The sequence below is a fragment of the Phenylobacterium sp. genome (assembly GCF_016793285.1).
Lineage (GTDB): Bacteria > Pseudomonadota > Alphaproteobacteria > Caulobacterales > Caulobacteraceae > Phenylobacterium.
On the sequence record NZ_JAEUMO010000104.1, the window covers coordinates 19,960 to 41,991 of the forward strand.

Genomic DNA, 22,032 nt, shown 5'->3' on the forward strand with positions numbered 1-22,032 from the left:
GCTATTCGACAGGCTCGCAGTCGAACCGGTCGATCTGGCCGTTTTGAAGGCGATAGAGCGCGTCCTGCGGCACGTCCTGGTTCAGGGTCGCGCGCCGGTCGAGCCCCGCATAGGCGCCGCGGGCCAGGCGGCCCCAGACGCCATGGCTCACCGCGATGACGCGGCGGCCGGGCTCCGGCGGCAGGGAGGCCAGCCAGCTCGCGGCGCGGCCCATCACGTCCTCGAAGGTCTCGCCGCCGCCCGGCGCGCCGAAGAAGCGTTCGCCGTCATAGCCGCGGTGCGGGTCGTCGCGACGCACGTCGTCCCAGAGCCGGCCCTCCCACTCGCCGCAGCAGATCTCCATCAGCCGGTCGTCGGTCTGGACGCCGAGGCCGGTGGCGGCGGCGACGGCCTCGGCGGTGCGCCGGGCGCGGCCGGTCGGGCTGGAGATCAGTCGCCAGTCGCCCTCCTCGCGCCGGACCAGGTCGGCGGCGAGGCCCGCCATGGCCACGGCCTGACGCTCGCCCAGCGGCGTCAGGTCGCTTTCGAGGCGGCCCTGGACGCGGCGTTCGCGGTTCCAGAAGGTCTGGCCGTGCCGCAGCAGCAGGATCATCGCTTGCGGCGCACGACCGGGTGCGAGGTGGAGAGGCCGCCGTCGACGGCCAGCGTCTGGCCGTTCACGTAGGACGCGTCGTCCGAGGCGAGGAAGAGGCCGGCGCGGGCGATCTCCTCGGGCACGCCATAGCGCGTCGTCGGGTTGAGCTGGCCGATCTTGTCCTCGTTGCCGCGCGCGCGGGCGCCGTCGAAGATCGGCTTGGTCATGCCGGTCTCGATCAGGCCGGGGGCGATGGCGTTGACGCGGATGCCGGTGCCGTAGAGCTCGTTGCAGGCGGTCTGCGCCAGGCTGATGACGCCGGCCTTGGAGGCCGAGTAGGCCGGGCCGCCCGCGCCCGAGCGGATGCCGGCCACCGAGGCGGTGCAGATGATCGAGCCCTTGCCGGCCGGGATCATCGCCTTGCTCGCATACTTCACCGCCAGGAACGGGCCGATCAGGTTCACGCGCAGGATCTCGGCCCAGTAGTCGGCCGTCTGCTCGTGCAGCGGCGAGAAGCCCCCCGAGATGCCGGCGTTGGCCCAGAAGACGTCGAGCCGGCCCGAATCGGCGATGGCGCGGTCGACGAGACTCTTGACGAAGCCGTCCTCGCCGGCGTCGCCGGTGATCGCGACGGCCCGGCCGCCGGCCTTGACGACCTCTTCGGCGGTCTCGGCGACCGCCTCGGCCCTGTCGGCGACGATCAGGCTCGCGCCCTCGGCGGCGAACAGGATCGAGGCGGCGCGGCCGATGCCGCTGGCCGCGCCGGTGATGACGGCCGTGCGGCCGGAAAGGCGTCCCATGGTGTGTCCTTCAGATGTGTCTGGCGCCGCACTAGGCGTTCGTCTTGGCGCGCGCGGCGGCGGTCGTGATGGCGTCGAGGAAAATGTCGTAGAGCGCGGGGGGCATGTCATGGCCCATGCCGGGGATGATCCGCAACTCGGCGCCGGGGATGGCCGCTGCCGTCTGCTCGCCGCCGATGGGCTGGACCAGCGGATCGTCGGCGCCGTGCAGCACGACGACGGGGATCTTCAGGCCCTTCAGCGCCTCGGCGCGGTCGCCGTCGGCGCCGATCGCCTGGCGCTGGCGCGCCACGCCGGCCGGGTTGAAGCCGCGCGCGTGCTCGGCGATGGCGCGTTCGCGCAGCGCGCCGTCGGGCCAGGGATAGCCGGGGCTGCCGATGGTGACGGCGTTCTTCACCGCGTTGGCGATGAAGGCCTCGAAGTCGGCCCGGGGGTCCGGCGGGGCGACGGTGATGACCGCCATGGCCTCGGGGGTGGCCTGCACGTCGCCGCTCGTGGCCGACATGATCGAGGTCATCGAGAGCACGCGGTCCGGGTAGTCGATGGCGATGCGCTGGACGATCATCCCGCCCATCGACACCCCCGCGATGTGGGCCTGCCGGACGCCCGCCGCGTCGAGGACGGCCATGGCGTCGGCGGCCATGTCCTTCAGGACGTAGCGCTGGCCGTCCAGCCAACTGGAGAGGCCGGTGTCGCGGTTGTCCATGCGGATCACGCGGAAACCCCTGGCGGCCAGCCTGTCGCAGAAATCCGCCGGCCAGCGGGTCATCTGCGACCCCAGGCCGTTGATCAGCAGGACGGTCTCCGGCGTCCCGCGGGGCGCGCCGTCGCCGAAGGTTTCGTATTCGAGCGAAATGGCGCCGTTCGTCGCTTTAGGCATCGTTCCCTCCGTGAGCACCGTATCCTGTGGGTTGCAGTCCGGAACTTCGAACCATCCCCGAGCGTGAAACGTCTGGTCTTCCGAATGCTACTGCGACAATCATGGCGGCAAGAGTCGCCTTGGGGGAGGGGTCTGACCGAAGCATGCGCGTGATCGTTCCCCTTCTGCTGTCGTTGGCGATGTGGGTGTTCATCCTGCTCGGGCTGGCCGGACTCTGGCTGAAGGTCTTCGGGAAGGCCTGAGCCGGCGCCGCCGGATCACGGGATCAGCAACACCCGTCCCACCGCCTTGCGGCTCTCGATGTAGGCGTGCGCCGCGGCGGCCTCGGACAGCGGGAACTCCCGGTCGATCACCACCTTCAGGTCGCCCTTGGCCACGCGCTCGATCAGGCTGGCGATGTTCTTCTGCACGCGGTCGGTGTTGATCTCCGCGCCCAGGAAGACCCCCGAGATCGTGCGGTTGCCGCCCATCAGGGTGGAGAGGTCCATCTTCTGACGGTCGCGCCCGGCCTGGCCGACGGTGGAGACGCGGCCGCGGTAGGCCAGCGCCAGGATCGAGCCCTGCAGCACCGCGCCGCCGACCGAATCGACCACGACGTCCGCACCCTTCTTGCCGGTGAGGCGCATGACCTCATCGACCACGTCGTGGGTGGCGTAGTTGATGCCGTGGGTCATCCCGAGGCTCTTGAGCCGCTCGAGGCGCTCGTCCGACGAGGCCGTGGCGATCACCATCGAGGCGCCGGCCTTCGCGGCGAGCTGGATCGCGGCCACGCCCACGCCGGACGCCCCGGCCTGGATCAGCGCGACCTCGCCGGCCTTCAGGCGTCCGAACTCGAACAGGCAGTCGTCGGCGGTGCCGAAGGTGACCGGGATCGCCGAGGCTTCCCTGGTCGACAGGCCGTCCGGGATCTTCCAGGCGGTCTTGGCGGAGACGGCGCGCAGCTCGGCGTGGCTGCCCCAGCCGCCGGTCGTGCAGACGCGGTCGCCGACCTTGAAGTTCGAGACCTCGGAGCCGACCTCGATCACCTCGCCGGCGGCCTGGTAGCCGACCACGTGCGGGTTGGTCATGAGCGGGCCGCCGAAGCGGTTGAGGGTGTCGCCGCCTTCGATGGCGACGGCCTCGACGCGGATCAGGATGCCCTTCGGATGGCACTGCGGATCGGGGACGTCCTCGTACTTCAGGACCTCGGGCGGACCGTTCTCGTAGTAGACCGCGGCCTTCATCGGACGTTCCTTCCCTCAAACGCTTGTTTGACGAAACCCATTCCACGGCCATGCTGGCGGCGCAAGGGAGGACACATGCAGCTCGCCAAGCCCCGCCTCGACATCGGCCTCTCGACCAACGACATCGGCCCCATGCTGGCCTTCTGGCAGGGCGAGGCGGGCATCCCGTTCGACCACCTGCTGCCGATCCGCAGGGGCCAGGACCAGCATCGGCACGACGTCCTGGGCAGCGTCCTGAAGATCAACCACCACGCCGCCCCGCTGCCGGCGGCCGCGCCCAGCGGCTATCTGGAACTGATGATCGCGCGCGAGGGCCTGAGCGAGGTCCGGGCGCTGGCCGATCCCGAGGGGAACCGCGTGAGCCTCGTCCCGCCCGGGCATGAGGGCGTCACGCAGATCGGCGTGCGGCTCGGCGTGCGCGACCTCGACGCGCACCGGCGCTTCTACGGCGAGGCGCTGGGGCTGCCGGAGGAGCGCCCCGGCGCGTTCCGCGCAGGCGAGAGCCTGATCCTGCTGGAGGCGGACCCCGAGGCGCCCGCCGACGCCGGCATGCAGGGGACCGGTTGGCGCTACATCACCTTCCAGGTCTTCAAGGTCGACGACGAGCACGCCGCGGTGCTGGCGAAGGGCGGGCGCGAGGCGCTGGCGCCGGTGACGCTCGGGACCACGGCGCGGATCTCGATGGTGCGCGACCCGGACGGCAACTGGATCGAGCTCTCGCAGCGGGCCTCGATCGTGGGTAGCCTCGCCTGAAAACGGGAGGGAGTCGCGCCATGGGGTCACGCGCGCTGGTGCTGGGTGGCGGCGGTCCCGTGGGGATCGCCTGGGAAAGCGGCCTGCTCGCGGGCCTCGCCCGGGCCGGCGTCGATCTCGGCCGGGCGGAGTTCACGGTCGGCACCTCGGCGGGCTCGTTCGTGGGCGCGCGGCTGGCGATGGGGGCCGACACGGCGACCCTGGCCGATCCGATCCTGGGCGACGCGGCCTCGCCGGTGCAGTCGACCGACCGGGGCGGGCGCGCGCCGCCCGACATGTCGAAGATGATGCGCCTGATGGCGGCGGCGCAGCAGGGCGCGACGGACGCCGAGGCGGCGCGGGTCGAACTGGGGGCCTTCGCACTGGAGGCGCAGACCATCGACGAGGACGCGTTCATCAGGAGCTTCGGCAGGAGCTTCGCCAGCCTTCCCGACGACGCGTGGCCCACGCGCGGCTTCGCCTGCACCGCGGTCGATACCCGCACGGGCGCGTTCCAGCTCTGGACGAAGGACTCCGGCGTGGGCGTGGTCCGCGCGGTGGCGTCGAGCTGCAGTGTCCCGGGCGTCTATCCGCCGGTCGCCATCCTGGGCCGCCGCTGGATGGACGGCGGCGTGCGCTCGCCGACCAACGCCGACCTGGCCGCGGGCCACGGGCGCGTGGTGGTGATCTCGGTGATGCCGCGCGAGTTCACGCCCGGGGCGTCGCTGGTGCGGATGTTCGAGAGCCTCGACGCCGAGGTCGAGACGCTGAAGGCCGGCGGCGCCGAAGTGGTGGTCGTCAGTCCCACGGCCGAGAGCCAGGCGGCCATGGGCGGCAACCTCATGGACTTCCGCAAGCGCGCCGACGCCGCCCGGGCGGGCCTGGCGCAGGGCGCGGCGATGGCGGAGGACCTGCGGGGGTTCTGGAACTGACCCTGCCGCCCCGGTTTCACGAGGGCGGTCGGTTCCGCTTCACGTAGTTGCGGATGGCGGCGACGATGCGGTCCTGGGTCTCGGGCTCGAGGTAGGCGTGCATGGGCAGCGCCAGCACCTTTCCGGCCGCGGCCTCGGTGACCGGCAGGCCGCCGGGCTGCGGATAGCGCCTGTAGGGCGCCTGCTGGTGTAGCGGGACCGGATAATAGACGGCGGTCGGGACCCCCTCGCCGCGCAGGTGGGCGGCCAGGCCGTCGCGGTCGTGCGTCTCGATGACGTACTGGGCCCAGACCGAGACGCCGCCGTCGATGACGGACGGGACGCGGACGACGTCGCCGAGGTGTTCGGCGTAGCGGGCGGCGACCCTGTTCCGCGCCGCGATCTCGTCGGCGAAGATGGTCAGCTTCTGCAGCAGGACGGCGGCCTGGATGGTGTCCATGCGGCTGTTCATGCCGACGCGCATGTTCAGGTACTTCGGGTCGTGGTCGAAGGTGCGCCCTTCGAGGTCCGACGCCACCGCCTGGCCATGGACGCGCAGGCTCACGAGGAGGTCGTGGACCCGCGCGTCCTTCGAGAGCACCGCGCCGCCGTCGCCGTAGCAGCCGAGCGGCTTGGCCGGGAAGAACGAGGTGGTGGTGACGTCGGCCCAGTGCAGGGGGTGATCGCCTCGCAGCGTGCAGCCGAAGCCCTGCGCGGAGTCCGAGATCAGTTTCAGGCCGTACCGGTCCGTAACAGCCTTGAGCGCCGCATAGTCGGCAGGCTGTCCGAAGAGGTCGACGGCGATGACCGCGCGGGGCGTGAGCTTGCCTTCGGCGATGACGGCGGCGATGGCCGCGTCCAGCCTGGCGGGGTCGATGTTGTAGGTGTCGGGCAGCACGTCGACGAACACCGGCGAAGCGCCGACCAGCGGCATCGCCTCAGCGGTCGCGGCAAAGGTGAAGCTGGGGCAGAAGACGGCGTCGCCGGGGCCGATCTCCCAGGCCATCAGCGGCAGCACCAGCGCCTCGGTGCCCGAGCCGCAGGACAGCGCGTGCGGCGCCTGGCCGAACGCGGCGAGTTCGGCTTCGAACCGGGCGATCTCGGGGCCCATGATGTAGGCGCCGGAACGCACCACCTTGAGGATCGCGTCCTCCAGCGGCTGGCCGAGGCGCGCGCGCTGGGCGGCGAGGTCGATGAACGGAATCATGGGCGCAGGCTTATGCCCGCCGGTTGCGGCGGGACCAAGACACGGATGGTTTCGCTTGGTTTCCTCCCCCATCAAGGGAGGGAAGGCCCCTTGTGCGCGACGCCGGCCCTCATCACGAAGCCGACCTTCGTCAGGAGAGTGACGTCCTTCAGCGGGTCGCCCTGCACCGCGATGAGGTCGGCGCTGTGGCCGGGCGTCAGCGAGCCGGCGTCGGCGGAGATCTGCAGGTGGTCGGCGGCGTTGACCGTCGCGGCCTGGATCGCCTCCAGGGGCGTCAGGCCGGCCTTCACCAGGAGGGCGAATTCGCCGGCGTTGTCGCCGTGCGCCGAGACGCCGGTGTCGGTGCCGAAGGCGATCTTCACGCCGCCCTCATGGGCGCGGCGCGCCATGTCCAGCATCTTCGGGCCCGCCTCCAGCGCCTTGGCCGACTGGGCCGGCGTCAGGAAGTTGTTCGGCCCCGAGGCCACCCGGTAGACGAAGTCGCCGGCCATCAGCGTCGGGACCAGGTAGGCGCCGTTCTTCCTGAAGAGGGCGATGGAGTCCTTGTCGAGGTAGGTGCCGTGCTCGATCGAGTCGCCGCCGGCCTTCAGGAAGGCGTTGATGCCGTCGAGGCCGTGGGCGTGGGCGGTGACGCGGCGGCCCATGCGGTGGGCGGTGTCGACGATGGCGGCCAGTTCCTCGTCGCTGAACTGCTGCGCCAGGCCCGCGGCGGTGTTGGAGAGCACGCCGCCGGTGGCGGTGATCTTGATGACGTCGGCGCCCTTCTGCACCTGCTGGCGCACGGCGCGACGGCAGTCGTCGGCGCCGGAGCAGACCGCGTTCGGCCGCAGCAGTTCCAGGATGTCCCATCGGAAGCCGTTCGCGTCGCCGTGGCCGCCATGCACCGAGATGGCCGCGCCGGACGCGACGATCCGCGGCCCCGGCACGTCGCCGAGCGCGATGGCCTTCCTGAGCGCGAAGATGGCGTCGTCGTCGGCGCCCAGGTCGGCCACGGTGGTGAAGCCGGCCATCAGGGTGCGCTTCGCGTAGCGGGCGCCCACCAGGGCCTGCTCGGCCGAGGACTGGGTCACTTCCTCCAGCCGCGAATTGGGATTCTGCTGGCCGGTGATATGGACGTGGCTGTCGATCAGGCCCGGAAGGACGAAGGCGGTCCTGAGGTCGATGACCTTGCCGCCCGGCTCCGAGACGTAGCCGTCGGCGATCCGCGCCACTTTGCCGCCCTGGATCACCAGCGTCTTCTGCGTCTCGACCTTGCCCGAGGCGGGGTCGATCAGGACGCGCCCGGCCTGGACGAAGGTGGTCGGCTGGCTCTGCGGGATCGCCGGCGTCGCGACGGCGAAGGCCGCGAGCGCGGCGAGGACGATGTGCTTCACTGGATAGGGCCCCACGAGTTGCTGGCGGGGACCTTAGGGCCTTCGCGCCGTTCGCCAAGCCTCAGAACAGGATCAGCGGCAGAACCAGGGAGACCGCGCCCACGACGGATGCGCCGCAGATGTCGGGGTTAAAGCCGCAGTCCCGCCGGCTGAGGTCGGTGTCCTGGTATCTCGCCTCGAGGATGACGGCCTTCCAGCGCACCTCGCCGCCGAGGCTCCAGTAGCTGCGGTCGGGGCGCCGCTCGGTGGTCTGATGGCCGGCCAGGGCCTTGAGGGTGACGCCATGGCCGAGCGCGTAGTCGGCCGCCGCCTCCGCCCGCCACACCTGCCCCGCGCCGTAGGAGCCCTGCGGCACGTAGGTGGCGAGGCCCGTCAGGGTCCACGGCCCCTCGCGGCGGATGATCGAGGCGCCGCCCTGGACGAAGCCCAGCGTCGGCCCGGGCGTGCGGTCGTCGGGGAAGATCGTGCCCAGCGCCTGCAGCTTCAGGTCGGTCTTCGGGTCCAGCTTCAGCGTCTTGCCGCCATAGACGTCGAGTTCGACGTTCGGGCTCTCGGCATAGCCGTAGTCCACCTGGCTGGCGAAGACGCCCGCGTACCAGCCGTCGGGCCGGAAGTGGTGGATCACGCCCTGCAACGCGGGCTTCCGGTTGGTGCTGGAGACACCCTGGTAGCGATAGTCCGAGGTCAGGGTGACCTGCGAATAGAGCCCCGACTGCGCGTGCGCCGCCGGCGCCAGGAGCGCCATGGCGAGAGCCGCGACGGGGAGAGGCGAAGGGGTCATGCGACGCAGGGTGGCGCGTCGCCGAGTTCAGTCGTACTGAATTCGTTGAATGAGTGATATCGACACTAATAAACTTCGACGCCTCGACGGCGGCCTGCTGCTGGTGTTCCGCGAGCTGCTGCGGACCGGCCGCGCGAGCCGTGTGGCCGAGTCGCTGGGTCTCTCGCAGCCGGCGATCAGCCATGCGCTTGCCCGGTTGCGCGACCTCTTCGCAGACCCGCTGTTCGTGCGCCGGCCGCACGGCTTCGAGCCCACGCTGCGGGCGCTCGAACTGGGCCCGCAGGTCGACGCCCTGATCGCGCTGGCGGGTCAGGCGCTGACGCCGGCGGCGAAGTTCGACCCGGCCGCCAGCCGGCGCTTGTTCCGGTTCGCCGCGCCCGAATTCGTCACCGCGCTGATCGGCGCCTCGCTGATCAATCGGTTGAGGGTGGCGGCGCCCAATGTCGCCTTCGCCGTCTCGCCCGCCACCGAGGACGAGGCGGTGCGGGGACTGCAGCGTGGCGAGGTCGATTTCGCATTGGGCCGCATCGGCAAGGCGAGATCGGGCTTCGACGTCGAGGCGCTCTACGACGACGAGTATTGCGTGGCGGCGCGCAAGGACCATCCGCGGCTCAAGGGGGCGATAGACGAGAAGGCCTGGCGCGGCATCGGTCACATCTGGGCCTGGAACCCGGCCGAGACCGGCCAGACCGCCAGCCATGAGCCGGACGTGCGCATGACGCACTTCGGCGCGGTGCCCGGCTGGGTGACCGCGCTCCTGCTGGTGGCCTCGACGGACGGCATCGCCACCTGCCCGCGCCGGCTGGCCGAGCGGCATGCGGACAGGCTGGGCCTGCAGGTTCTCAGCATGCCGTTCATCCCCGACCGCATCATCGTGTCGTCCATGCGGCGCAGCGGCGTCGTCGACGCCGGGGTCGACTGGTTCCTGGCGCAGGTGAAGGCGGCCGCCTACGAAGCCTAGATCTGCCGGGCGCGGCCTTCCCAGTAGGGGGCGCGGACCTTGTTGCGCTGCACCTTGCCCGCTTCCGAGCGGGGCAGCTCGGTCACGAAGTCGAGGCTGCGCGGCACCTTGAAGCCGGGCAGCGCGCGCCGGGCGAAGTCGAGGATCTCCTGCGCCAGGGCGTCCGAGGGCTGGTGGCCGGGCTTCAGCAGGATCACCGCCTTCACCTGCTCGCCCCACTCGTCGTGCGGCACGCCGACGGTCGAGCTGTCGGCCACCGCCTCGTGCTTGATGAGCTCGTTGTCGACTTCCTGCGGATAGATGTTGACGCCGCCCGAGATGATCGTCTCGGCGCTGCGACCGGTGAGGAAGAGATACCCGTCGTCGTCGAAGTAGCCCATGTCGCCCATGGTGAAGTAGTCGCCGATGCGGCTGGCCTCGGTCTTCTTCTCGTCCTTGTAGTACTGGAACCCGCCCCCGGGCGGCAGTTGATGGTAGATGGTCCCCGCGACGTTCGGCGGGCACTCGGCGCCGGCCTCGTCCAGGATCTTGGAGCCCAGCAGTTCGGGTCTGCGGCCCACCGAGCCCGGCTTCTTCAGCCACTCGTGGCTGTCGATCTGGAAGCCCGCGCCGCCCTCGGAGCCGGCGTAGTATTCGCTGAGCACCGGGCCGAACCACTCGATCATCGCATGCTTCACCTCGGGCGGGCAGGGCGCCGCACCGTGGATCAGGTACTTCACCGAGCCGACGCTGTACCTGGCCTTCACCTCGGCCGGCAGCGCCAGCAGGCGCTGGAACATGATCGGGACCAGGTGAAGATGGCTGACCTTGCGGTCGTGGATGGTGCGCAGCGTCGCCTCCGAGTCCCACTTGTCGAGGAAGACCAGGGTGGCGCCCGCGCCCATCGAGAAGCTGACGTCGAAGGCGAGCGGGGCGGCATGGTAGGCCGGACCGGCGCAGAGCTGCACCGACTGGGCGTCGTAGCCGCGCAGGGCGTAGATGCCGGCGACGGGAACGACCGGGGCGGCGCGGAAGACGCCCTTCGGCCGGCCGGTGGTTCCCGAGGTGTAGAGCATCTGGTTGCCCAGCACGGGATCGTCGATGTCGGAGCCGTCGAGGCCCGCCAGCGCCGCGTCATAGTCCTGGAAGCCCGCGACCGGGCCGCCCGCGGCGACCTTCACGCGCAGGCCGGGCGCCTGGGCCGCGGCCGGGGCGCAGGCCGCCACGCGCGCCTCGCCGAACAGCGCCTTCGCCTCGCAGTCGTTCAGGATGTAGGCGATCTCGTCGGCGGTCAGGTGCCAGTTCACCGGCGTGATGCGGAAGCCGCCGCGGCGGCAGGCGGCCCAGACCTCGATGAACTCGTGCCGGTTGGACATCGCGATGGCCACCGCGTCGCCGGCCTCGAGCCCCGCGCCGCGCAGCAGCCGCACGATCCGGTTCGCCTGGGCGTTCAGGTGGGCGTAGGTCACGACGGTCCCGTCGGGATCGACGACGGCGGGCTTGTCCGGTTGCTGGTGGGCCCACATCGCCGTGGTCATGCCCGTCATCGCGGCGGCCTGCGGATCCGTCAGCCACGCGGCCCGCGCCATCACTTCGCTCATCCTGTTTCCTCCGCGTCGGCGTTCCCGATCTTCGAAAACGACAATGGCACGGGCGCGGCGGGAGCGGCCAGACCCTTCCTGCCCGTCGCCGCTCAGGCGCGGGCGAGCTTCCGGAACACGAAGCCGCCGACCGTGGCGCCGATGGCGGTGAGGAACGTGCCCCAGGCGATGTCGGCCAGGGTGATCTGCGTCGCCCAGACCTTCAGCGTCGCCTGGTTGGTGAGGTCGTAGGTCGCGTAGCACATCGCGCCGAGGAGGCCGCCGGTGACCGTGGTCTGCATCAGCGGCCTGTCGCGGTTCGGCCAGATGGCCAGGACCAGGATCCCGAGGATGTAGGCGAGGTAGAAGGCGATCGCCGCCGGGAAGTCGACCGGGTCGTTGATCGGCCGCAGCACCTCGTCGAGCGTCGGGTGATAGACGCGCGGCCCGATCTGCGAGAGCCAGACGTAGTCCACCGCCGCGAAGGCGAGAGCGGTGGCGAGGTAGGTAGCGATCAGTCGGATCATGTCTCTCCCCCGAGATGAGCCCGCTTAGGCGGGCTTCAGCCTGTAGTGGCTTACGCCCCACTCCGTGCCGCCGCGGTGGCCGAAGAGGCCGGCGGTGGCCAGGAAGAAGAGCCGCCAGCGGCGGTGCCAGAGGGTGGCGTCCCTGCCGTAGACGGCCTGCAGCGTGGGCCGGATCCTGTCGATGTTGCGGTCATAGGCCTCCAGCCAGTGGAGCGCCGTCTTCTCGTAGTGGGTCCCGCTCCAGCGCCAGTCCTGCTCGACGGCGAACAGGTCGGGGAACTGGGCCATCAGGCCGTGGCTGGGCATCACGCCGCCCGAGAAGAAGTACTTCCCGATCCAGTCGGCCTCGTCGTCGACGTCGAAGCGGTAGGGCGTCGTCTTGTGCGTGAAGACGTGGATGAAGAGGCGGCCGTCGGGCTTCAGCCAGCCGCGGACGCGGCCCAGCAGGGCCCGCCAGTTCGACATGTGCTCGAACATCTCGACCGAGACGACGCGGTCGAACTCGCCCGGCGCCTCGAAGTCGTTCATGTCGCAGGTGATGACCTCGAGGTTCGACAGCCCCCGCTCCTGCGCGCGGGCCATGATGAAGGCCTTCTGGCTGGCCGAGTTCGAGACCGAGGTGATCCTTGCGTTCGGGTAGGCCCTGGCCATCCACAGCGAGAGCGAGCCCCAGCCGCAGCCGAGCTCCAGGATCCGCTGGCCGTCCGCCAGGTCGGCGTGCTCGGCGGTCTCCCTCAGCGCGTGCTCCTCGGCCTGCGCGATCGTGTCGCCCGGGTTCCTGTAGAGGCAGGACGAGTACTTCAGTTGCGGGCCCAGGCAGTGGAGGAAGAAGTCGGCGGGGACCTCGTAGTGCTGGGCGTTGGCCGCGTCGGTGTGGGTGGCGATCGGGTGCTCGGCCATGTCGCGGGCGAAGGCGGCCTCCGTGCCGGCGCCGGTCTTGGAGTGCTCGCGCCGCGCGTTGGCGACCAGCAGGCTGATCGCGGTCTTGCGCACGACGTCCGGCAGCGGCGTGCCTTCGAAGGTGTCGATGGTCAGGGAGATCAGACTCATACGGGAACTCGGGGTCCTCGGCGTTTCGGGGGCGACGGGAAGAATACGGAGACGCGGGCCTGATAGCTGCGGAACCTGTCGCCGCGCGACTTCAGCATCTGGGCCTCCAGCGGCGGGACGCCCGAGACGTAGCGGAGCAGGCCGAACATCACGAGCGGGGCGGCCAGGCTGAGCCAGGTGAGCGGCCGCGCCGGCTCCAGCGCCATCGCCGGATAGGCCAGCCAGCCCACCCACTGGAAGAAGTAGTTCGGGTGCCGCGACCACGCCCAGAGGCCACGGTCCATGATCCCGTCCCTGTTGTCGGGGTCGTCGCGGAAGCGTTTCATCTGCCCGTCGGCGACCCCCTCGCCGACGATCGCGGCCAGGAAGATCGCCGCCGCCAGGGCGTCGCGCCAGCCGAGCGCCCCCGGGGCGCGGGCGGCCAGGAGGACCGAGAGCGAAAGCAGCGCCGTCGCCGGCGCCTGCGGCAGGGTCACGAACAGCATCCGGCTCGCGTACCTGTCGCCGAAGTCCTCGCGGAAGGCGGCGTAGCGGGCGTCCTCGGGATGGCCCGCGACCCGCGGGGTCAGATAGAGGCCCAGGCGCAGCCCCCAGACGATCATGAAGCCCGCCACCAGCCAGCGGCGTCCGGGCGGCGACCCGGCCCCGAAGTCGCAGAGGGCCGCGGCCGCCAGCGTGGCCCCGGTGCCCCACGTCCAGAAGACGTCGGTCCAGCCGCCGTTCCTGCGCGCGACGCCGAACGCCCACGCGGCGATCATGACCACCAGCATGGCGCCCAGCACGCCCAGCACCAGTTGAAGCAGCATCGGCCCTCCGCCAGCCCAGGGATACCAGCATGATCCGTGTCCGGACGCATCCAGTGCTGTGACGATGCCGTAGCCTTTGCTAAGCAATCCGGCGTGGGGCAGCACGCCGGGGCCCGTCGCGTGCAAAGAGGTGGAAGACGGCATGAGTGCGAATGAGCGGCTGAGCGTGGCCGTGGTGGGCGCAGGCGTGGCGGGCCTCTCCGCCGCATGGCTCCTGGCGGAAAAGCACGACGTCACGCTGTTCGAGGCCGATCCCCGCCTGGGCGGCCACGCCAACACCGCCGAGGCGCCCGGCCGCGACGGTCCGGTCCCGGTCGACACCGGCTTCATCGTCTACAACGAGGGCAACTATCCGAACTTCACGGCCCTGCTCGCTCACCTGGGCGTCCCCAGCGTCTATGCCGACATGTCGCTCTCGGTGTCGCTGGACGACGGGGCGTTCGAGTATTCCAGCTTCGGCATCGCCGGCATCTTCGCCCAGAAGCGCAACGTGCTCTCGCCGCGGTTCTGGCGGCTGCTGGCCGACATCACCCGGTTCTTCCGCACCGCCGAGCGCGACCTGCCCGAGCTGGAGCGAAAGGCCACCTCGCTGGGCGAATACCTGCAGTCGAAGGGCTACGGCGACGCCTTCCGCGACGACCACCTGCTGCCGCAGGCCGCGGCCATCTGGTCGACGCCCCTGGACCAGATCGGCGCCTATCCGGCCGCCTCGCTGATCCGCTTCTTCCTGAACCACGGGATGATGACGATCACCGGCCGGGGCCTCTGGCGCACCGTCGAGGGCGGCAGCCGCGCCTATGTGGCGAAGCTGGCCGAGGCGTTCCGGGGCGAGGCGCGCAAGGGCGTGCGGGTGGCGGGCGTCCGCCGCGACGCCAACGGGGCCGAGGTGCGGCTGGCGGGCGGGTCGCGCGAGCGGTTCGACCAGGTGGTGATCGCCACCCACGGCGACACGGCGCTCTCGCTTCTGGAGGATCCGACCCCGGACGAGGCGCGTCTGCTGGGCTGCTTCCGGTACGCCCGCAACATGGTCGCGCTCCACACCGACCGCGTGCTGATGCCCAGGCGCCGCCGCGCTTGGACGAGCTGGAACCACATCGGCCGCCGCGACGCGCCGGGCGAGGGGGCGGTGACCTACTGGATGAGCCGCCTGCAGAGCCTGAAGAACGCGCCCGACATCTTCTGCACGCTGAACCCGAACAAGGAGATCGCGGCGGACAAGCTCATCCGCACCGAGGTCTACGACCACCCGCTGTTCGACGCCGCGGCGATCGCGGCGCAGCGCGACTTCTGGGACATCCAGGGCGTGCGGCGCACCTGGTTCTGCGGCAGCTATCTCGGCCACGGCTTCCACGAGGACGCCCTGCAGTCGGGCCTGGCGGTGGCCGAGCAGCTCGGCGGCGTGCGCCGGCCCTGGCGCGTCGAGAACGAGAACGGCCGCATCCATGTCCGCGCGCCTGAGCTGGCGGAAGAGGCGGCCTGAGGTGCTCGCCGCTGATCTGAAGTCGGGACTTTATCCGGGGATCGTGACCCACGCGCGGCTGAAGCCCCGCGTCCACAAGCTGCGCTATCGCATCTTCATGCTCCTGCTGGACCTGGACGAGCTGGCCCTTCTGGATCGCGGGCTGAAGCTGTTCTCCCTCGAGGGCTTCAACCTGACGGGCTTCCGCGAGCGGGCCCACGGCGACGGCTCGAAGGTCCCGCTGAAGGCGCAGGTCGAGGCCCAGTTGGCGGCGGCGGGAATCGCGCACGGCGGGCCGGTCAGGATCCTGGCGATGCCGCGGATCCTCGGTCTCGGCTTCAACCCGCTGACCGTCTACTACTGCCACCGCGCCGACGGCGCGCTCAGCGCCATCCTCTACGAGGTCAACAACACCTTCGGCGAGCGGCACAGCTACCTGATCCCGGCGGACGAGGCTCCGGTGGTGAAGCAGGCCTGCGAGAAGGGCTTCTACGTCTCGCCGTTCATGGACATGGATCTCTCCTACGCCTTCCGCATGCGCCCGCCCCTCTCCCGGGAGTCGGGCGACCATGTGCAGGTGTTCGTCGACGTGGACGACGCCGAAGGCCGGGTGCTGGCGGCCGGCTTCACCGGCCATCGGCAGGACCTGAGCGACCGCAACCTCCTGCGCGCCTGGCTGACGCATCCCTGGATGACCGCCGGCGTCCTGGGCGCCATCCACTGGGAGGCGCTCTTCATCTGGCTGAAGGGCGAGAAGATCCGCGCCCGCCCGCCGAAGCCCGAATGGTCCGTGACCGTGGTGACGCCCGCCGAGCTGGCGGCCTGAGCGGAGGGTTGGGCTACGCCTTCCGGAACACCCGGATCTCGCCCACCCCGCCGAGTTCGATGGGGTCGCGGTCGCGGGTGAGACCGGCGGCGGCCGCCGGCGGCTCGGGGTCGGTCCACCAGTAGGTGAGGCGCTCGGCGCTCCTGCGCACGACGCGGCCGGCGGCGTCGGCGATGGCGTACTCGATCACCTGGTCGAGGCGGCCGATGTCCTCGCGGAAGCTGCGCTCGCGGACGAACAGCAACAGGCGGCGGCCGTCCTCGATCGCGAGCTGGAGCACCGGCCGCGACGCATCGGGCGGGCCGGGCAGGCGCATGATCCCGGACTTCGGCAGGTGGAAGGCGGCGAGGCCGCCGTGTCCGAGGTGCCGCGCGGCGGTCGCGAAGGTGTTCCGCCAGGCCGCGCCGCCAGGCACATGCGCCAGGGTGAAGAACGGGCAGATCACGAGGTCGAAGGTGCGCTTCAGATCCAGCGCGGTCATGTCGCCGCGGACGAGCCGGGCGCGGGCCCGGATGCCGGGCGCGAGCGCCGCCAGCCGCGCGTGGCCCTGGGCCAGCATCACCGGCGAGATGTCGACGCCCAATACGTCGTGGCCGCGGGCGGCGAGCGCTGCGGTCAGCCGGCCGCTGCCGGCCCCCAGTTCCAGGATCGAACCCTCCGGCGGGGCGAGGCCAGCATAGGCCTGCTCGTCGCCCACGAGGGTCGGATCGGCGGCCGTGATCCGGTCGTAGTAGGCCGCGCTCAGGCTGCCGGGCGCGTAGTAGGGCAACACCTTCGCCATCGCCTGCGTTGTGCCGCCGCCGTTGCGCCGGATCAACCGTCGCGCCACAGTCGCAGGCTCAAGAAAGAGGGATGCCCATGATCCGCGTCGTCCGCCGCCTGGCGCTTCTCGTCACGCTGCCGCTGCTGCTGGCCGCGTGCGGGATCAACACGATCCCGACCAAGGAGGAGAAGGCCAAGGCCCAGTGGGCCGAGGTGCAGAACCAGTACCAGCGCCGCGCCGACCTGATCCCGAACCTGGTGGCGACGGTGAAGGGCTACGCCGCCCAGGAATCGACGGTGCTGATCGGCGTCAGCCAGGCGCGCGCCGGGGCGATGCAGGTGAAGAGCGACGCCAGCATCACCACCGACCCGGCGGCGTTCCAGCGCTATGCCGCGGCCCAGCAGAACCTGTCGCTGGCGCTGGCGCCGCTGAGGGTCCTGCAGGAGAACTACCCGGACCTGAAGTCGAACGAGAACTTCATGGCCCTGCAGGCGCAGCTCGAGGGCACCGAGAACCGCATCGCCATCGCGCGGCGCGACTACAACGAGGCGGTCCGCGACTTCAACACGACGCTGCGGACCTTCCCGCAGGTGATCTGGGCCAAGACCATGTACGGCTCCTCGCAGCCGATGCAGCTCTTCCAGGCCACCGCGACGGCGCAGTCCGCGCCGACCGTCGACTTCGCGCCGGCCGCGCCCGCGGCCGCCCCGCCGGCCGGCGCCGCCCCCGGCTCGCCGCCGCCGAAGTGATGAACCACGGAAAACGCGGAGGGACACAGCAGGGGCCCGGCGGGCCTCGCGGCGGTTCCGTGGCTTCTGTGTTCTCGGCGGTTTTCAGATGGGCGGCTGCGGCGCTCGTGAGCCTCGTCCTGCTGGCGCCTGCGCTGGCGCTGGCCGCGCCCAGGTTCCCGCCGCTGACCGGCCGCGTGGTCGACGATGCGCAGATCCTGTCGCCGCAGGCCGAGGCGAAGCTGACGGCGGAGCTCGCGGCGCTGGAGCAGAAGACCGGCCATCAGTTGGTGGTCGCCACCCTGCCCGACCTGCAGGGCTACGAGATCGAGGACTACGGCTACCAGCTCCTGCGGACCTGGGGCATCGGCCGCAAGGGCGAGGACGACGGGGCGATCTTCATCGTCGCGCCCAGCCAGCGGAAGGTGCGGATCGAGGTGGGCTACGGGCTGGAGCCCGTGCTGACCGACGCCATGTCGAGCCTGATCCTGTCGCGCGCGGTGCTGCCGGCGTTCAAGTCGGGAGACCTGGAGAAGGGCGTCGTCGACGGGACCGAGGCGATCGTCGCCCAGCTCGGCCTGCCGCCCGCCGAGGCCCAGGCGCAGGTCGCCGCGGCGGAGGCGGCGCAGCAGCGGGCCACGGCGTCGGACGGCGGCGGCGAGGGCTTCCCCTGGATCATCCTGGTCGTCTTCATCGTGTTCTGGGTGCTGAGCGGGGTGACCCGGGTCTTCGGCGCGCGGCGGCGGTTCGGGGGCAGCGGGCTGTGGTGGCTGCTGCCGCTGATCCTGTCGAATTCGGGCCGGCGCGGTGGGTGGAGCAGCGGCGGCGGGGGCGGCTGGGGCGGCGGCGGAGGCGGCGGAGGCGGCTTCTCCGGCGGCGGCGGCTCGGGCGGGGGCGGCGGCGCCTCCGGGAGCTGGTGATGGCGAAGGCTCTGCTCAGCGCCGAGGAGTTCGCGGCCGTCGAGGCCGCCGTGCGCGCGGCTGAGGCGCGGACCACGGGCGAGATCTACTGCGCCGTCGCCGAGGAAAGCGCCGACTACCACGCGACGCCGCTGGCCTGGGCGGCCGGGGTGGCGCTGCTGGCCCCGGCGGTGCTGCTGATGGCGGGCCTGCAGGTGAGCGCGCCCGACATGGCCGTCGTCGGCGGCTGGACCGCGGCCCAGGTGGAGGACGTGGGCGAGGCCACGGCGCGCGCGGCGCTGATCGGGACGCTGCTGCTGCAGGTCGCGCTCTTCCTGGTGACCCTGTTCGTGGTCGCCATCCCGCCGGTGCGCCGCGCGCTCACGCCGCGCGGCATGAAGCGCGAGCGGGTGCGGCTGCGGGCCGAGGAGCTGTTCCTGTCGAAGAACCTGCACGCCACCCGCGAGCGGACAGGGGTCCTGATCTATGTCTCGGCGGCGGAACGGATGGCCGAGCTGATCGCCGACGATGGCATCGACGCCCTGGTCGCGCGCGACGCCTGGGACCGCGCCATGGCGGCCCTCGTCGCGGGCCTGAAGCGGGGCGAACCGGCCCGGGGGTTCGAGGCCGCGATCGGCCTCTGCGCCGACGTGCTCGCCGAGCGGTTCCCGGCCCGTGCGGGCGACAACCCGAACGAACTCCCGGATGTCGTGACGGTCGTGCCGCGGCCCTGAAGGCGCCTCCGCCGTCGGGGTTCGCACCGTTATGTAGTTGAAATACCGAACGACCGGGGCCAACAGCGCGCTATGCCGCGCGGCGCTCAGGCGGTAGGATTCCGCGCAAGAACGGGCGGAGACCGGGGCGATGGCCTATACCCTCAACGTGAACGGCAAGGCGCTGAGCGCCGACGTGGACGGCGACACGCCGCTGCTCTGGGTGCTGCGCGACACGCTGGGCCTGGTGGGCACGAAGTACGGTTGCGGCGTCGCGGCCTGCGGCGCCTGCACGGTCCACGTCGACGGCCAGCCGATGCGGTCGTGCCAGATCCCGGTCGAAGCGGTGGGCAAGTCGAAGATCTCCACCATCGAGGGGATGTCGAAGAACGCCGTCGGCAAGCGCGTGCAGGCGGCCTGGATGGAACTGGACGTCGCCCAGTGCGGCTACTGCCAGGCCGGGCAGATCATGAGCGCCACCGCGCTCCTCACGCAGACGCCCAGGCCGACCGACGCCCAGATCGACGAGGCCATGAACGGCAACCTCTGCCGCTGCGCCACCTACGTCCGCATCCGCGCGGCCATCAAGCGCGCCTCCGGCCAGAAGGAGGCCTGAGCCATGACCTACCACGACAAGGTCCTGAAGGTGTTCGGGGCGAACCGCCGCGAGGTGCTGGTGTCGGTGGGCGCCGGCGGCCTGACCCTGGGCTTCTCGCTCGCCGGCAAGGCGCAGGCGCAGGACGATGCGGTGAAGCCGCTGAACGCCTACGTCAGCGTGGCGCCGAACGGCACGGTGACCATCACGGCCAAGAACCCCGAGGTGGGCCAGGGCGTGAAGACCATGCTGCCCATGCTCATCGCCGAAGAGCTGGACGTCGCGTGGGAGAACGTGCGCATCGAGCAGGCCGACAACGATCCCAAGGCGTTCGGCCGCCAGTTCGCCGGCGGCTCGATGGCCACCCCGCTGCACTGGGACGAGCTGCGCCGCGTGGGCGCCGTGGCCCGCGCCATGCTGATCCAGGCGGCCGCGACCGCGTGGAACTGCGGCCCCGGCGACTGCACGACCGACACCGGCGCCGTGATCCACAAGGCGTCCGGCAAGAAGCGCACCTATGGGTCGCTGGCCCTGGCCTGCGCCAACATCACACCGCCGGATCCGAAGTCGCTGACGCTGAAGGATCCCAAGGCCTACAGGATCCTCGGCAAGTTCACGCCGCAGTACGACGTCGCGAAGATCGTGAACGGCGAGCCGCTGTTCGGCATCGACGTGCGCCGGCCGGGCATGCTGTACGCCTCGATCGTCAAGGCGCCGGTGTTCGGGGCCAAGGTGGCGAGCGCCGACCTCGACGCGGCCAGGTCCGTGAAGGGCGTGAAGAAGGCCTTCGTCATCGAGGGGGACCCGAACGGCCTCTTCCCGCAGGGGATGACCGGCCAGGGCCTGCTGCCCGCCGTCGTGGTGGTCGCCGATAGCTGGTGGGCCGCCCGCAAAGGCCGCGACCGGCTGAACGTGAAATGGGCCGACCACCCGACCGCGAAGCTCTCGACCAGGGGCTTCGACGAGCAGGCGGCGGCGTTCAACGCCGGAACCCCGCAGCGCAATGCCCGCAACGACGGCGATGTGGCCGCGGCGCTGAAGGCGTCGGCCAGGACGGTTGAGGCGGCCTACAGCTACCCCTTCATCAGCCACGCCAACCTCGAGCCGCAGAACTGCACGGCCGAGTTCAGGGACGGCAAGCTGGAGATCTGGGCGCCGACCCAGAACCCCGAACCCGGCCGCCAGCTCACCGCCAAGACGCTGGGCCTGAAGCCCGAGGACATCACGATCCACATGATCCGCGGCGGCGGCGGCTTCGGCCGAAGGCTGGCCAACGACTACATGGTGGAAGCCGCCTGGGTCGCGCGCGAGGTCGGCGCGCCGGTCAAGCTGCTGTGGACCCGCGAAGACGACATGGCCCACGACCACTACCGGCCGGGCGGCTATCACTTCTTCAAGGGCGGCGTGGACGCGGACGGCGCCCTGATCGCGCTCCAGGACCACTTCGTCAGCTTCACCAACAACACGGAGGGGCAGCCCAGCCCCAGCGCCGGCATGGCGGCCAGCGAGTTCCCGGCCCGGTTCGTACCCAACGTGAAGTACGACGTCTCGATGATCCCGGCGCAGATCCCGACCGGGCCGCTGCGGGCGCCCGGCTCGAACGCGCTGTCGTTCGTGTTCCAGTCCTTCATCGACGAGATGGCGCACGCCGCCTCGGCCGACCCGCTGGCGTTCCAGATCAGGCTCCTGGGCACGCAGGACACGGTGGGCGAGGCCCCGGCCCGCTACGGCGCGGCCCGCATGCGCGGCGTGCTGAAGGCCGTGGGCGAGATGTCCGGCTGGGCCAGCCGCGGCAAGCTGCCGAAGGGCGAAGGCATGGGCGTCGCCTGCTACTACAGCCACCAAGGCTACTTCGCCGAGGTGGCCCATGTGGCGGTGGACAAGGACGGCGCGGTCAAGGTCAGGAAGGTGTGGGTGGCGGCCGACGTCGGCAGCCAGATCATCAACCCGGCGGGCGCTCTGAACCAGGTCCAGGGCTCGGTGCTGGACGGCGTCTCCGGGGCGCTGCACCAGGCCATCACCTTCGAGAACGGCGCGACGGTCCAGTCGAACTTCACCGACTATCCGCTGATGCGGATCGCCGAGTCGTTCCCGGTGGAGGTGAAGTTCCTGAAGACCGACTTCCCGCCGACCGGCCTGGGCGAACCGGCCCTGCCGCCGGCGCTCCCCGCGCTGACCAACGCCATCTTCGCGGCCACCGGCAAGCGCATCCGCAGCCTGCCCGTCACGCCGGACATGCTGAAGGCGTAGGGCTTATACGGATCCTATCCCTCGGGATCGCCCGGAAGCGGGCTATCCCGGGCGGATGGAAGAGACGCTTTCGGTCCTGGTCGCGCTGCTCGCCCTGGCGGGTCCGTCCGTGCTGCTGCTCGCCGGCTTCATGCTCTTCGCACGTCTCGCCAGGAGGCCGGCGCCGCCGGTCGAACCCGACGCAGGTTAGGGCGGCCCCGGAATCCTCGTGACGCTTGACGGGCGGGGGTTTGTGTGTTCTCTTTTTGTTCATGTCCGCGACCGACGCCGCATGCGCCCAACTGTTCGAGCTCGCCGAGCTCGGCATGAGCGTCGTGCGCCGCATCGCCGTGGCCGTCGAGGCGGCCCCGGACACCCCGACCCTGCTCGCCCTGGTCGACGCCCACTGCGACGTCGGCCGCGGCGTGCGCCAGTC

At 71.0% G+C, this 22,032-nt stretch carries 23 protein-coding genes; 11 read left to right on the forward strand and 12 right to left on the reverse strand.

The window, feature by feature from the left end; all coding sequences use genetic code 11:
- Position 1: 1 nt before the first annotated feature.
- From JNL41_RS10635 to JNL41_RS10650, 4 genes are all read right to left on the reverse strand, one after another.
- Complete coding sequence (locus JNL41_RS10635) at positions 2–592, reverse strand: histidine phosphatase family protein (RefSeq protein ID WP_293474731.1); 591 nt, start codon at positions 590–592, stop codon at positions 2–4.
- Positions 589–1,374 (reverse strand): SDR family oxidoreductase, encoded by a 786-nt coding sequence (locus tag JNL41_RS10640; protein ID WP_293474733.1) that lies wholly within the window; start codon positions 1,372–1,374, stop codon positions 589–591. The genes JNL41_RS10635 and JNL41_RS10640 overlap by 4 nt, the downstream gene beginning before the upstream one ends.
- A 31-nt stretch (positions 1,375–1,405) precedes the next feature.
- On the reverse strand, positions 1,406–2,254 hold the full coding sequence (locus JNL41_RS10645) for an alpha/beta hydrolase (protein WP_293474735.1): 849 nt from the start codon (positions 2,252–2,254) through the stop codon (positions 1,406–1,408).
- Between the two features lie 257 nt (positions 2,255–2,511).
- Positions 2,512–3,477, reverse strand: a complete 966-nt coding sequence (locus JNL41_RS10650) for a zinc-binding alcohol dehydrogenase family protein (protein ID WP_293474737.1) — start codon at positions 3,475–3,477, stop codon at positions 2,512–2,514.
- Positions 3,478–3,552: 75 nt separating this feature from the next.
- Here JNL41_RS10650 and JNL41_RS10655 point away from each other — a divergent pair, with 75 nt between their 5' ends.
- Both JNL41_RS10655 and JNL41_RS10660 read left to right on the forward strand, forming a co-directional pair.
- Positions 3,553–4,230: a VOC family protein gene (locus JNL41_RS10655; protein WP_293474739.1), complete on the forward strand. Its 678-nt coding sequence runs from the start codon at positions 3,553–3,555 to the stop codon at positions 4,228–4,230.
- A gap of 20 nt (positions 4,231–4,250) precedes the next feature.
- Positions 4,251–5,141 (forward strand): patatin-like phospholipase family protein, encoded by an 891-nt coding sequence (locus JNL41_RS10660; protein ID WP_293474741.1) that lies wholly within the window; start codon positions 4,251–4,253, stop codon positions 5,139–5,141.
- 16 nt (positions 5,142–5,157) lie between these two features.
- Here JNL41_RS10660 and JNL41_RS10665 read toward each other — a convergent pair whose 3' ends face one another.
- The 3 genes from JNL41_RS10665 to JNL41_RS10675 form a co-directional block, all read right to left on the reverse strand.
- Positions 5,158–6,327: a DegT/DnrJ/EryC1/StrS aminotransferase family protein gene (locus tag JNL41_RS10665; protein WP_293474743.1), complete on the reverse strand. Its 1,170-nt coding sequence runs from the start codon at positions 6,325–6,327 to the stop codon at positions 5,158–5,160.
- Between the two features lie 71 nt (positions 6,328–6,398).
- Positions 6,399–7,646: an amidohydrolase family protein gene (locus tag JNL41_RS10670; protein ID WP_293474773.1), complete on the reverse strand. Its 1,248-nt coding sequence runs from the start codon at positions 7,644–7,646 to the stop codon at positions 6,399–6,401.
- Positions 7,647–7,761: 115 nt separating this feature from the next.
- Positions 7,762–8,445: a TorF family putative porin gene (locus JNL41_RS10675; protein WP_293474745.1), complete on the reverse strand. Its 684-nt coding sequence runs from the start codon at positions 8,443–8,445 to the stop codon at positions 7,762–7,764.
- Positions 8,446–8,530: 85 nt separating this feature from the next.
- Between JNL41_RS10675 and JNL41_RS10680 the strand changes: the two genes are divergently transcribed.
- On the forward strand, positions 8,531–9,442 hold the full coding sequence (locus tag JNL41_RS10680; RefSeq protein WP_293474747.1) for a LysR family transcriptional regulator: 912 nt from the start codon (positions 8,531–8,533) through the stop codon (positions 9,440–9,442).
- On the opposite strand, the gene JNL41_RS10685 is transcribed toward JNL41_RS10680, so the two are convergent.
- From JNL41_RS10685 to JNL41_RS10700, 4 genes are all read right to left on the reverse strand, one after another.
- Positions 9,439–11,022: an AMP-binding protein gene (locus JNL41_RS10685; protein ID WP_293474749.1), complete on the reverse strand. Its 1,584-nt coding sequence runs from the start codon at positions 11,020–11,022 to the stop codon at positions 9,439–9,441. The genes JNL41_RS10680 and JNL41_RS10685 overlap by 4 nt on opposite strands.
- 92 nt (positions 11,023–11,114) lie before the next feature.
- Positions 11,115–11,528 carry a DUF2177 family protein gene (locus JNL41_RS10690; protein WP_293474751.1) on the reverse strand — a complete coding sequence of 138 codons (414 nt, stop codon included), beginning with the start codon at positions 11,526–11,528 and terminating at the stop codon, positions 11,115–11,117.
- 24 nt (positions 11,529–11,552) lie between these two features.
- Positions 11,553–12,578, reverse strand: coding sequence for a cyclopropane-fatty-acyl-phospholipid synthase family protein (locus tag JNL41_RS10695; RefSeq protein ID WP_293474752.1), 1,026 nt, complete (start codon positions 12,576–12,578; stop codon positions 11,553–11,555).
- Complete coding sequence (locus JNL41_RS10700; protein ID WP_293474754.1) at positions 12,575–13,384, reverse strand: DUF1295 domain-containing protein; 810 nt, start codon at positions 13,382–13,384, stop codon at positions 12,575–12,577. The genes JNL41_RS10695 and JNL41_RS10700 overlap by 4 nt, the downstream gene beginning before the upstream one ends.
- 142 nt (positions 13,385–13,526) lie before the next feature.
- On the opposite strand from JNL41_RS10700, the gene JNL41_RS10705 reads away from it, so the two are divergent.
- Both JNL41_RS10705 and JNL41_RS10710 read left to right on the forward strand, forming a co-directional pair.
- Complete coding sequence (locus tag JNL41_RS10705) at positions 13,527–14,864, forward strand: FAD-dependent oxidoreductase (protein WP_293474756.1); 1,338 nt, start codon at positions 13,527–13,529, stop codon at positions 14,862–14,864.
- Position 14,865: 1 nt separating this feature from the next.
- A complete protein-coding gene (locus JNL41_RS10710) occupies positions 14,866–15,669 on the forward strand; it encodes a DUF1365 family protein (protein ID WP_293474758.1) in 804 nt (267 codons plus the stop codon).
- A gap of 13 nt (positions 15,670–15,682) precedes the next feature.
- On the opposite strand, the gene JNL41_RS10715 is transcribed toward JNL41_RS10710, so the two are convergent.
- Entirely contained in the window at positions 15,683–16,450 is a 768-nt protein-coding gene (locus JNL41_RS10715; RefSeq protein ID WP_293474760.1) for a class I SAM-dependent methyltransferase, read from the reverse strand.
- Positions 16,451–16,527: 77 nt separating this feature from the next.
- On the opposite strand from JNL41_RS10715, the gene JNL41_RS10720 reads away from it, so the two are divergent.
- From JNL41_RS10720 to JNL41_RS10745, 6 genes are all read left to right on the forward strand, one after another.
- Positions 16,528–17,181 (forward strand): LemA family protein, encoded by a 654-nt coding sequence (locus JNL41_RS10720; protein WP_293474761.1) that lies wholly within the window; start codon positions 16,528–16,530, stop codon positions 17,179–17,181.
- A 107-nt stretch (positions 17,182–17,288) separates the two neighbouring features.
- A complete protein-coding gene (locus JNL41_RS10725; RefSeq protein WP_293474763.1) occupies positions 17,289–18,080 on the forward strand; it encodes a TPM domain-containing protein in 792 nt (263 codons plus the stop codon).
- Positions 18,080–18,793: a TPM domain-containing protein gene (locus tag JNL41_RS10730; RefSeq protein ID WP_293474765.1), complete on the forward strand. Its 714-nt coding sequence runs from the start codon at positions 18,080–18,082 to the stop codon at positions 18,791–18,793. Before JNL41_RS10725 ends, JNL41_RS10730 begins: the two co-directional genes overlap by 1 nt.
- 130 nt (positions 18,794–18,923) lie before the next feature.
- Positions 18,924–19,388, forward strand: coding sequence for a (2Fe-2S)-binding protein (locus JNL41_RS10735; protein ID WP_293474767.1), 465 nt, complete (start codon positions 18,924–18,926; stop codon positions 19,386–19,388).
- A gap of 3 nt (positions 19,389–19,391) precedes the next feature.
- Positions 19,392–21,617: a molybdopterin cofactor-binding domain-containing protein gene (locus tag JNL41_RS10740; RefSeq protein ID WP_293474769.1), complete on the forward strand. Its 2,226-nt coding sequence runs from the start codon at positions 19,392–19,394 to the stop codon at positions 21,615–21,617.
- A 55-nt stretch (positions 21,618–21,672) separates the two neighbouring features.
- Positions 21,673–21,807: a hypothetical protein gene (locus JNL41_RS10745; protein ID WP_293474771.1), complete on the forward strand. Its 135-nt coding sequence runs from the start codon at positions 21,673–21,675 to the stop codon at positions 21,805–21,807.
- Positions 21,808–22,032 lie beyond the last annotated feature (225 nt).

What these genes read in the sequence shown, in the direction of transcription:
- JNL41_RS10695 (WP_293474752.1), bottom strand. Translation starts at nt 12,578, where the DNA reads ATGAGTCTGATCTCCCTGACCATCGACACCTTCGAAGGCACGCCGCTG.
- JNL41_RS10745 (WP_293474771.1), top strand. Translation starts at nt 21,673, where the DNA reads ATGGAAGAGACGCTTTCGGTCCTGGTCGCGCTGCTCGCCCTGGCGGGT.
- JNL41_RS10700 (WP_293474754.1), bottom strand. Translation starts at nt 13,384, where the DNA reads ATGCTGCTTCAACTGGTGCTGGGCGTGCTGGGCGCCATGCTGGTGGTC.
- JNL41_RS10655 (WP_293474739.1), top strand. Translation starts at nt 3,553, where the DNA reads ATGCAGCTCGCCAAGCCCCGCCTCGACATCGGCCTCTCGACCAACGAC.
- JNL41_RS10720 (WP_293474761.1), top strand. Translation starts at nt 16,528, where the DNA reads ATGATCCGCGTCGTCCGCCGCCTGGCGCTTCTCGTCACGCTGCCGCTG.
- JNL41_RS10715 (WP_293474760.1), bottom strand. Translation starts at nt 16,450, where the DNA reads ATGGCGAAGGTGTTGCCCTACTACGCGCCCGGCAGCCTGAGCGCGGCC.
- JNL41_RS10640 (WP_293474733.1), bottom strand. Translation starts at nt 1,374, where the DNA reads ATGGGACGCCTTTCCGGCCGCACGGCCGTCATCACCGGCGCGGCCAGC.
- JNL41_RS10690 (WP_293474751.1), bottom strand. Translation starts at nt 11,528, where the DNA reads ATGATCCGACTGATCGCTACCTACCTCGCCACCGCTCTCGCCTTCGCG.
- JNL41_RS10740 (WP_293474769.1), top strand. Translation starts at nt 19,392, where the DNA reads ATGACCTACCACGACAAGGTCCTGAAGGTGTTCGGGGCGAACCGCCGC.
- JNL41_RS10660 (WP_293474741.1), top strand. Translation starts at nt 4,251, where the DNA reads ATGGGGTCACGCGCGCTGGTGCTGGGTGGCGGCGGTCCCGTGGGGATC.
- JNL41_RS10675 (WP_293474745.1), bottom strand. Translation starts at nt 8,445, where the DNA reads ATGGCGCTCCTGGCGCCGGCGGCGCACGCGCAGTCGGGGCTCTATTCG.
- JNL41_RS10680 (WP_293474747.1), top strand. Translation starts at nt 8,531, where the DNA reads ATGAGTGATATCGACACTAATAAACTTCGACGCCTCGACGGCGGCCTG.
- JNL41_RS10705 (WP_293474756.1), top strand. Translation starts at nt 13,527, where the DNA reads ATGAGTGCGAATGAGCGGCTGAGCGTGGCCGTGGTGGGCGCAGGCGTG.
- JNL41_RS10730 (WP_293474765.1), top strand. Translation starts at nt 18,080, where the DNA reads ATGGCGAAGGCTCTGCTCAGCGCCGAGGAGTTCGCGGCCGTCGAGGCC.
- JNL41_RS10645 (WP_293474735.1), bottom strand. Translation starts at nt 2,254, where the DNA reads ATGCCTAAAGCGACGAACGGCGCCATTTCGCTCGAATACGAAACCTTC.
- JNL41_RS10650 (WP_293474737.1), bottom strand. Translation starts at nt 3,477, where the DNA reads ATGAAGGCCGCGGTCTACTACGAGAACGGTCCGCCCGAGGTCCTGAAG.
- JNL41_RS10635 (WP_293474731.1), bottom strand. Translation starts at nt 592, where the DNA reads ATGATCCTGCTGCTGCGGCACGGCCAGACCTTCTGGAACCGCGAACGC.
- JNL41_RS10685 (WP_293474749.1), bottom strand. Translation starts at nt 11,022, where the DNA reads ATGAGCGAAGTGATGGCGCGGGCCGCGTGGCTGACGGATCCGCAGGCC.
- JNL41_RS10665 (WP_293474743.1), bottom strand. Translation starts at nt 6,327, where the DNA reads ATGATTCCGTTCATCGACCTCGCCGCCCAGCGCGCGCGCCTCGGCCAG.
- JNL41_RS10735 (WP_293474767.1), top strand. Translation starts at nt 18,924, where the DNA reads ATGGCCTATACCCTCAACGTGAACGGCAAGGCGCTGAGCGCCGACGTG.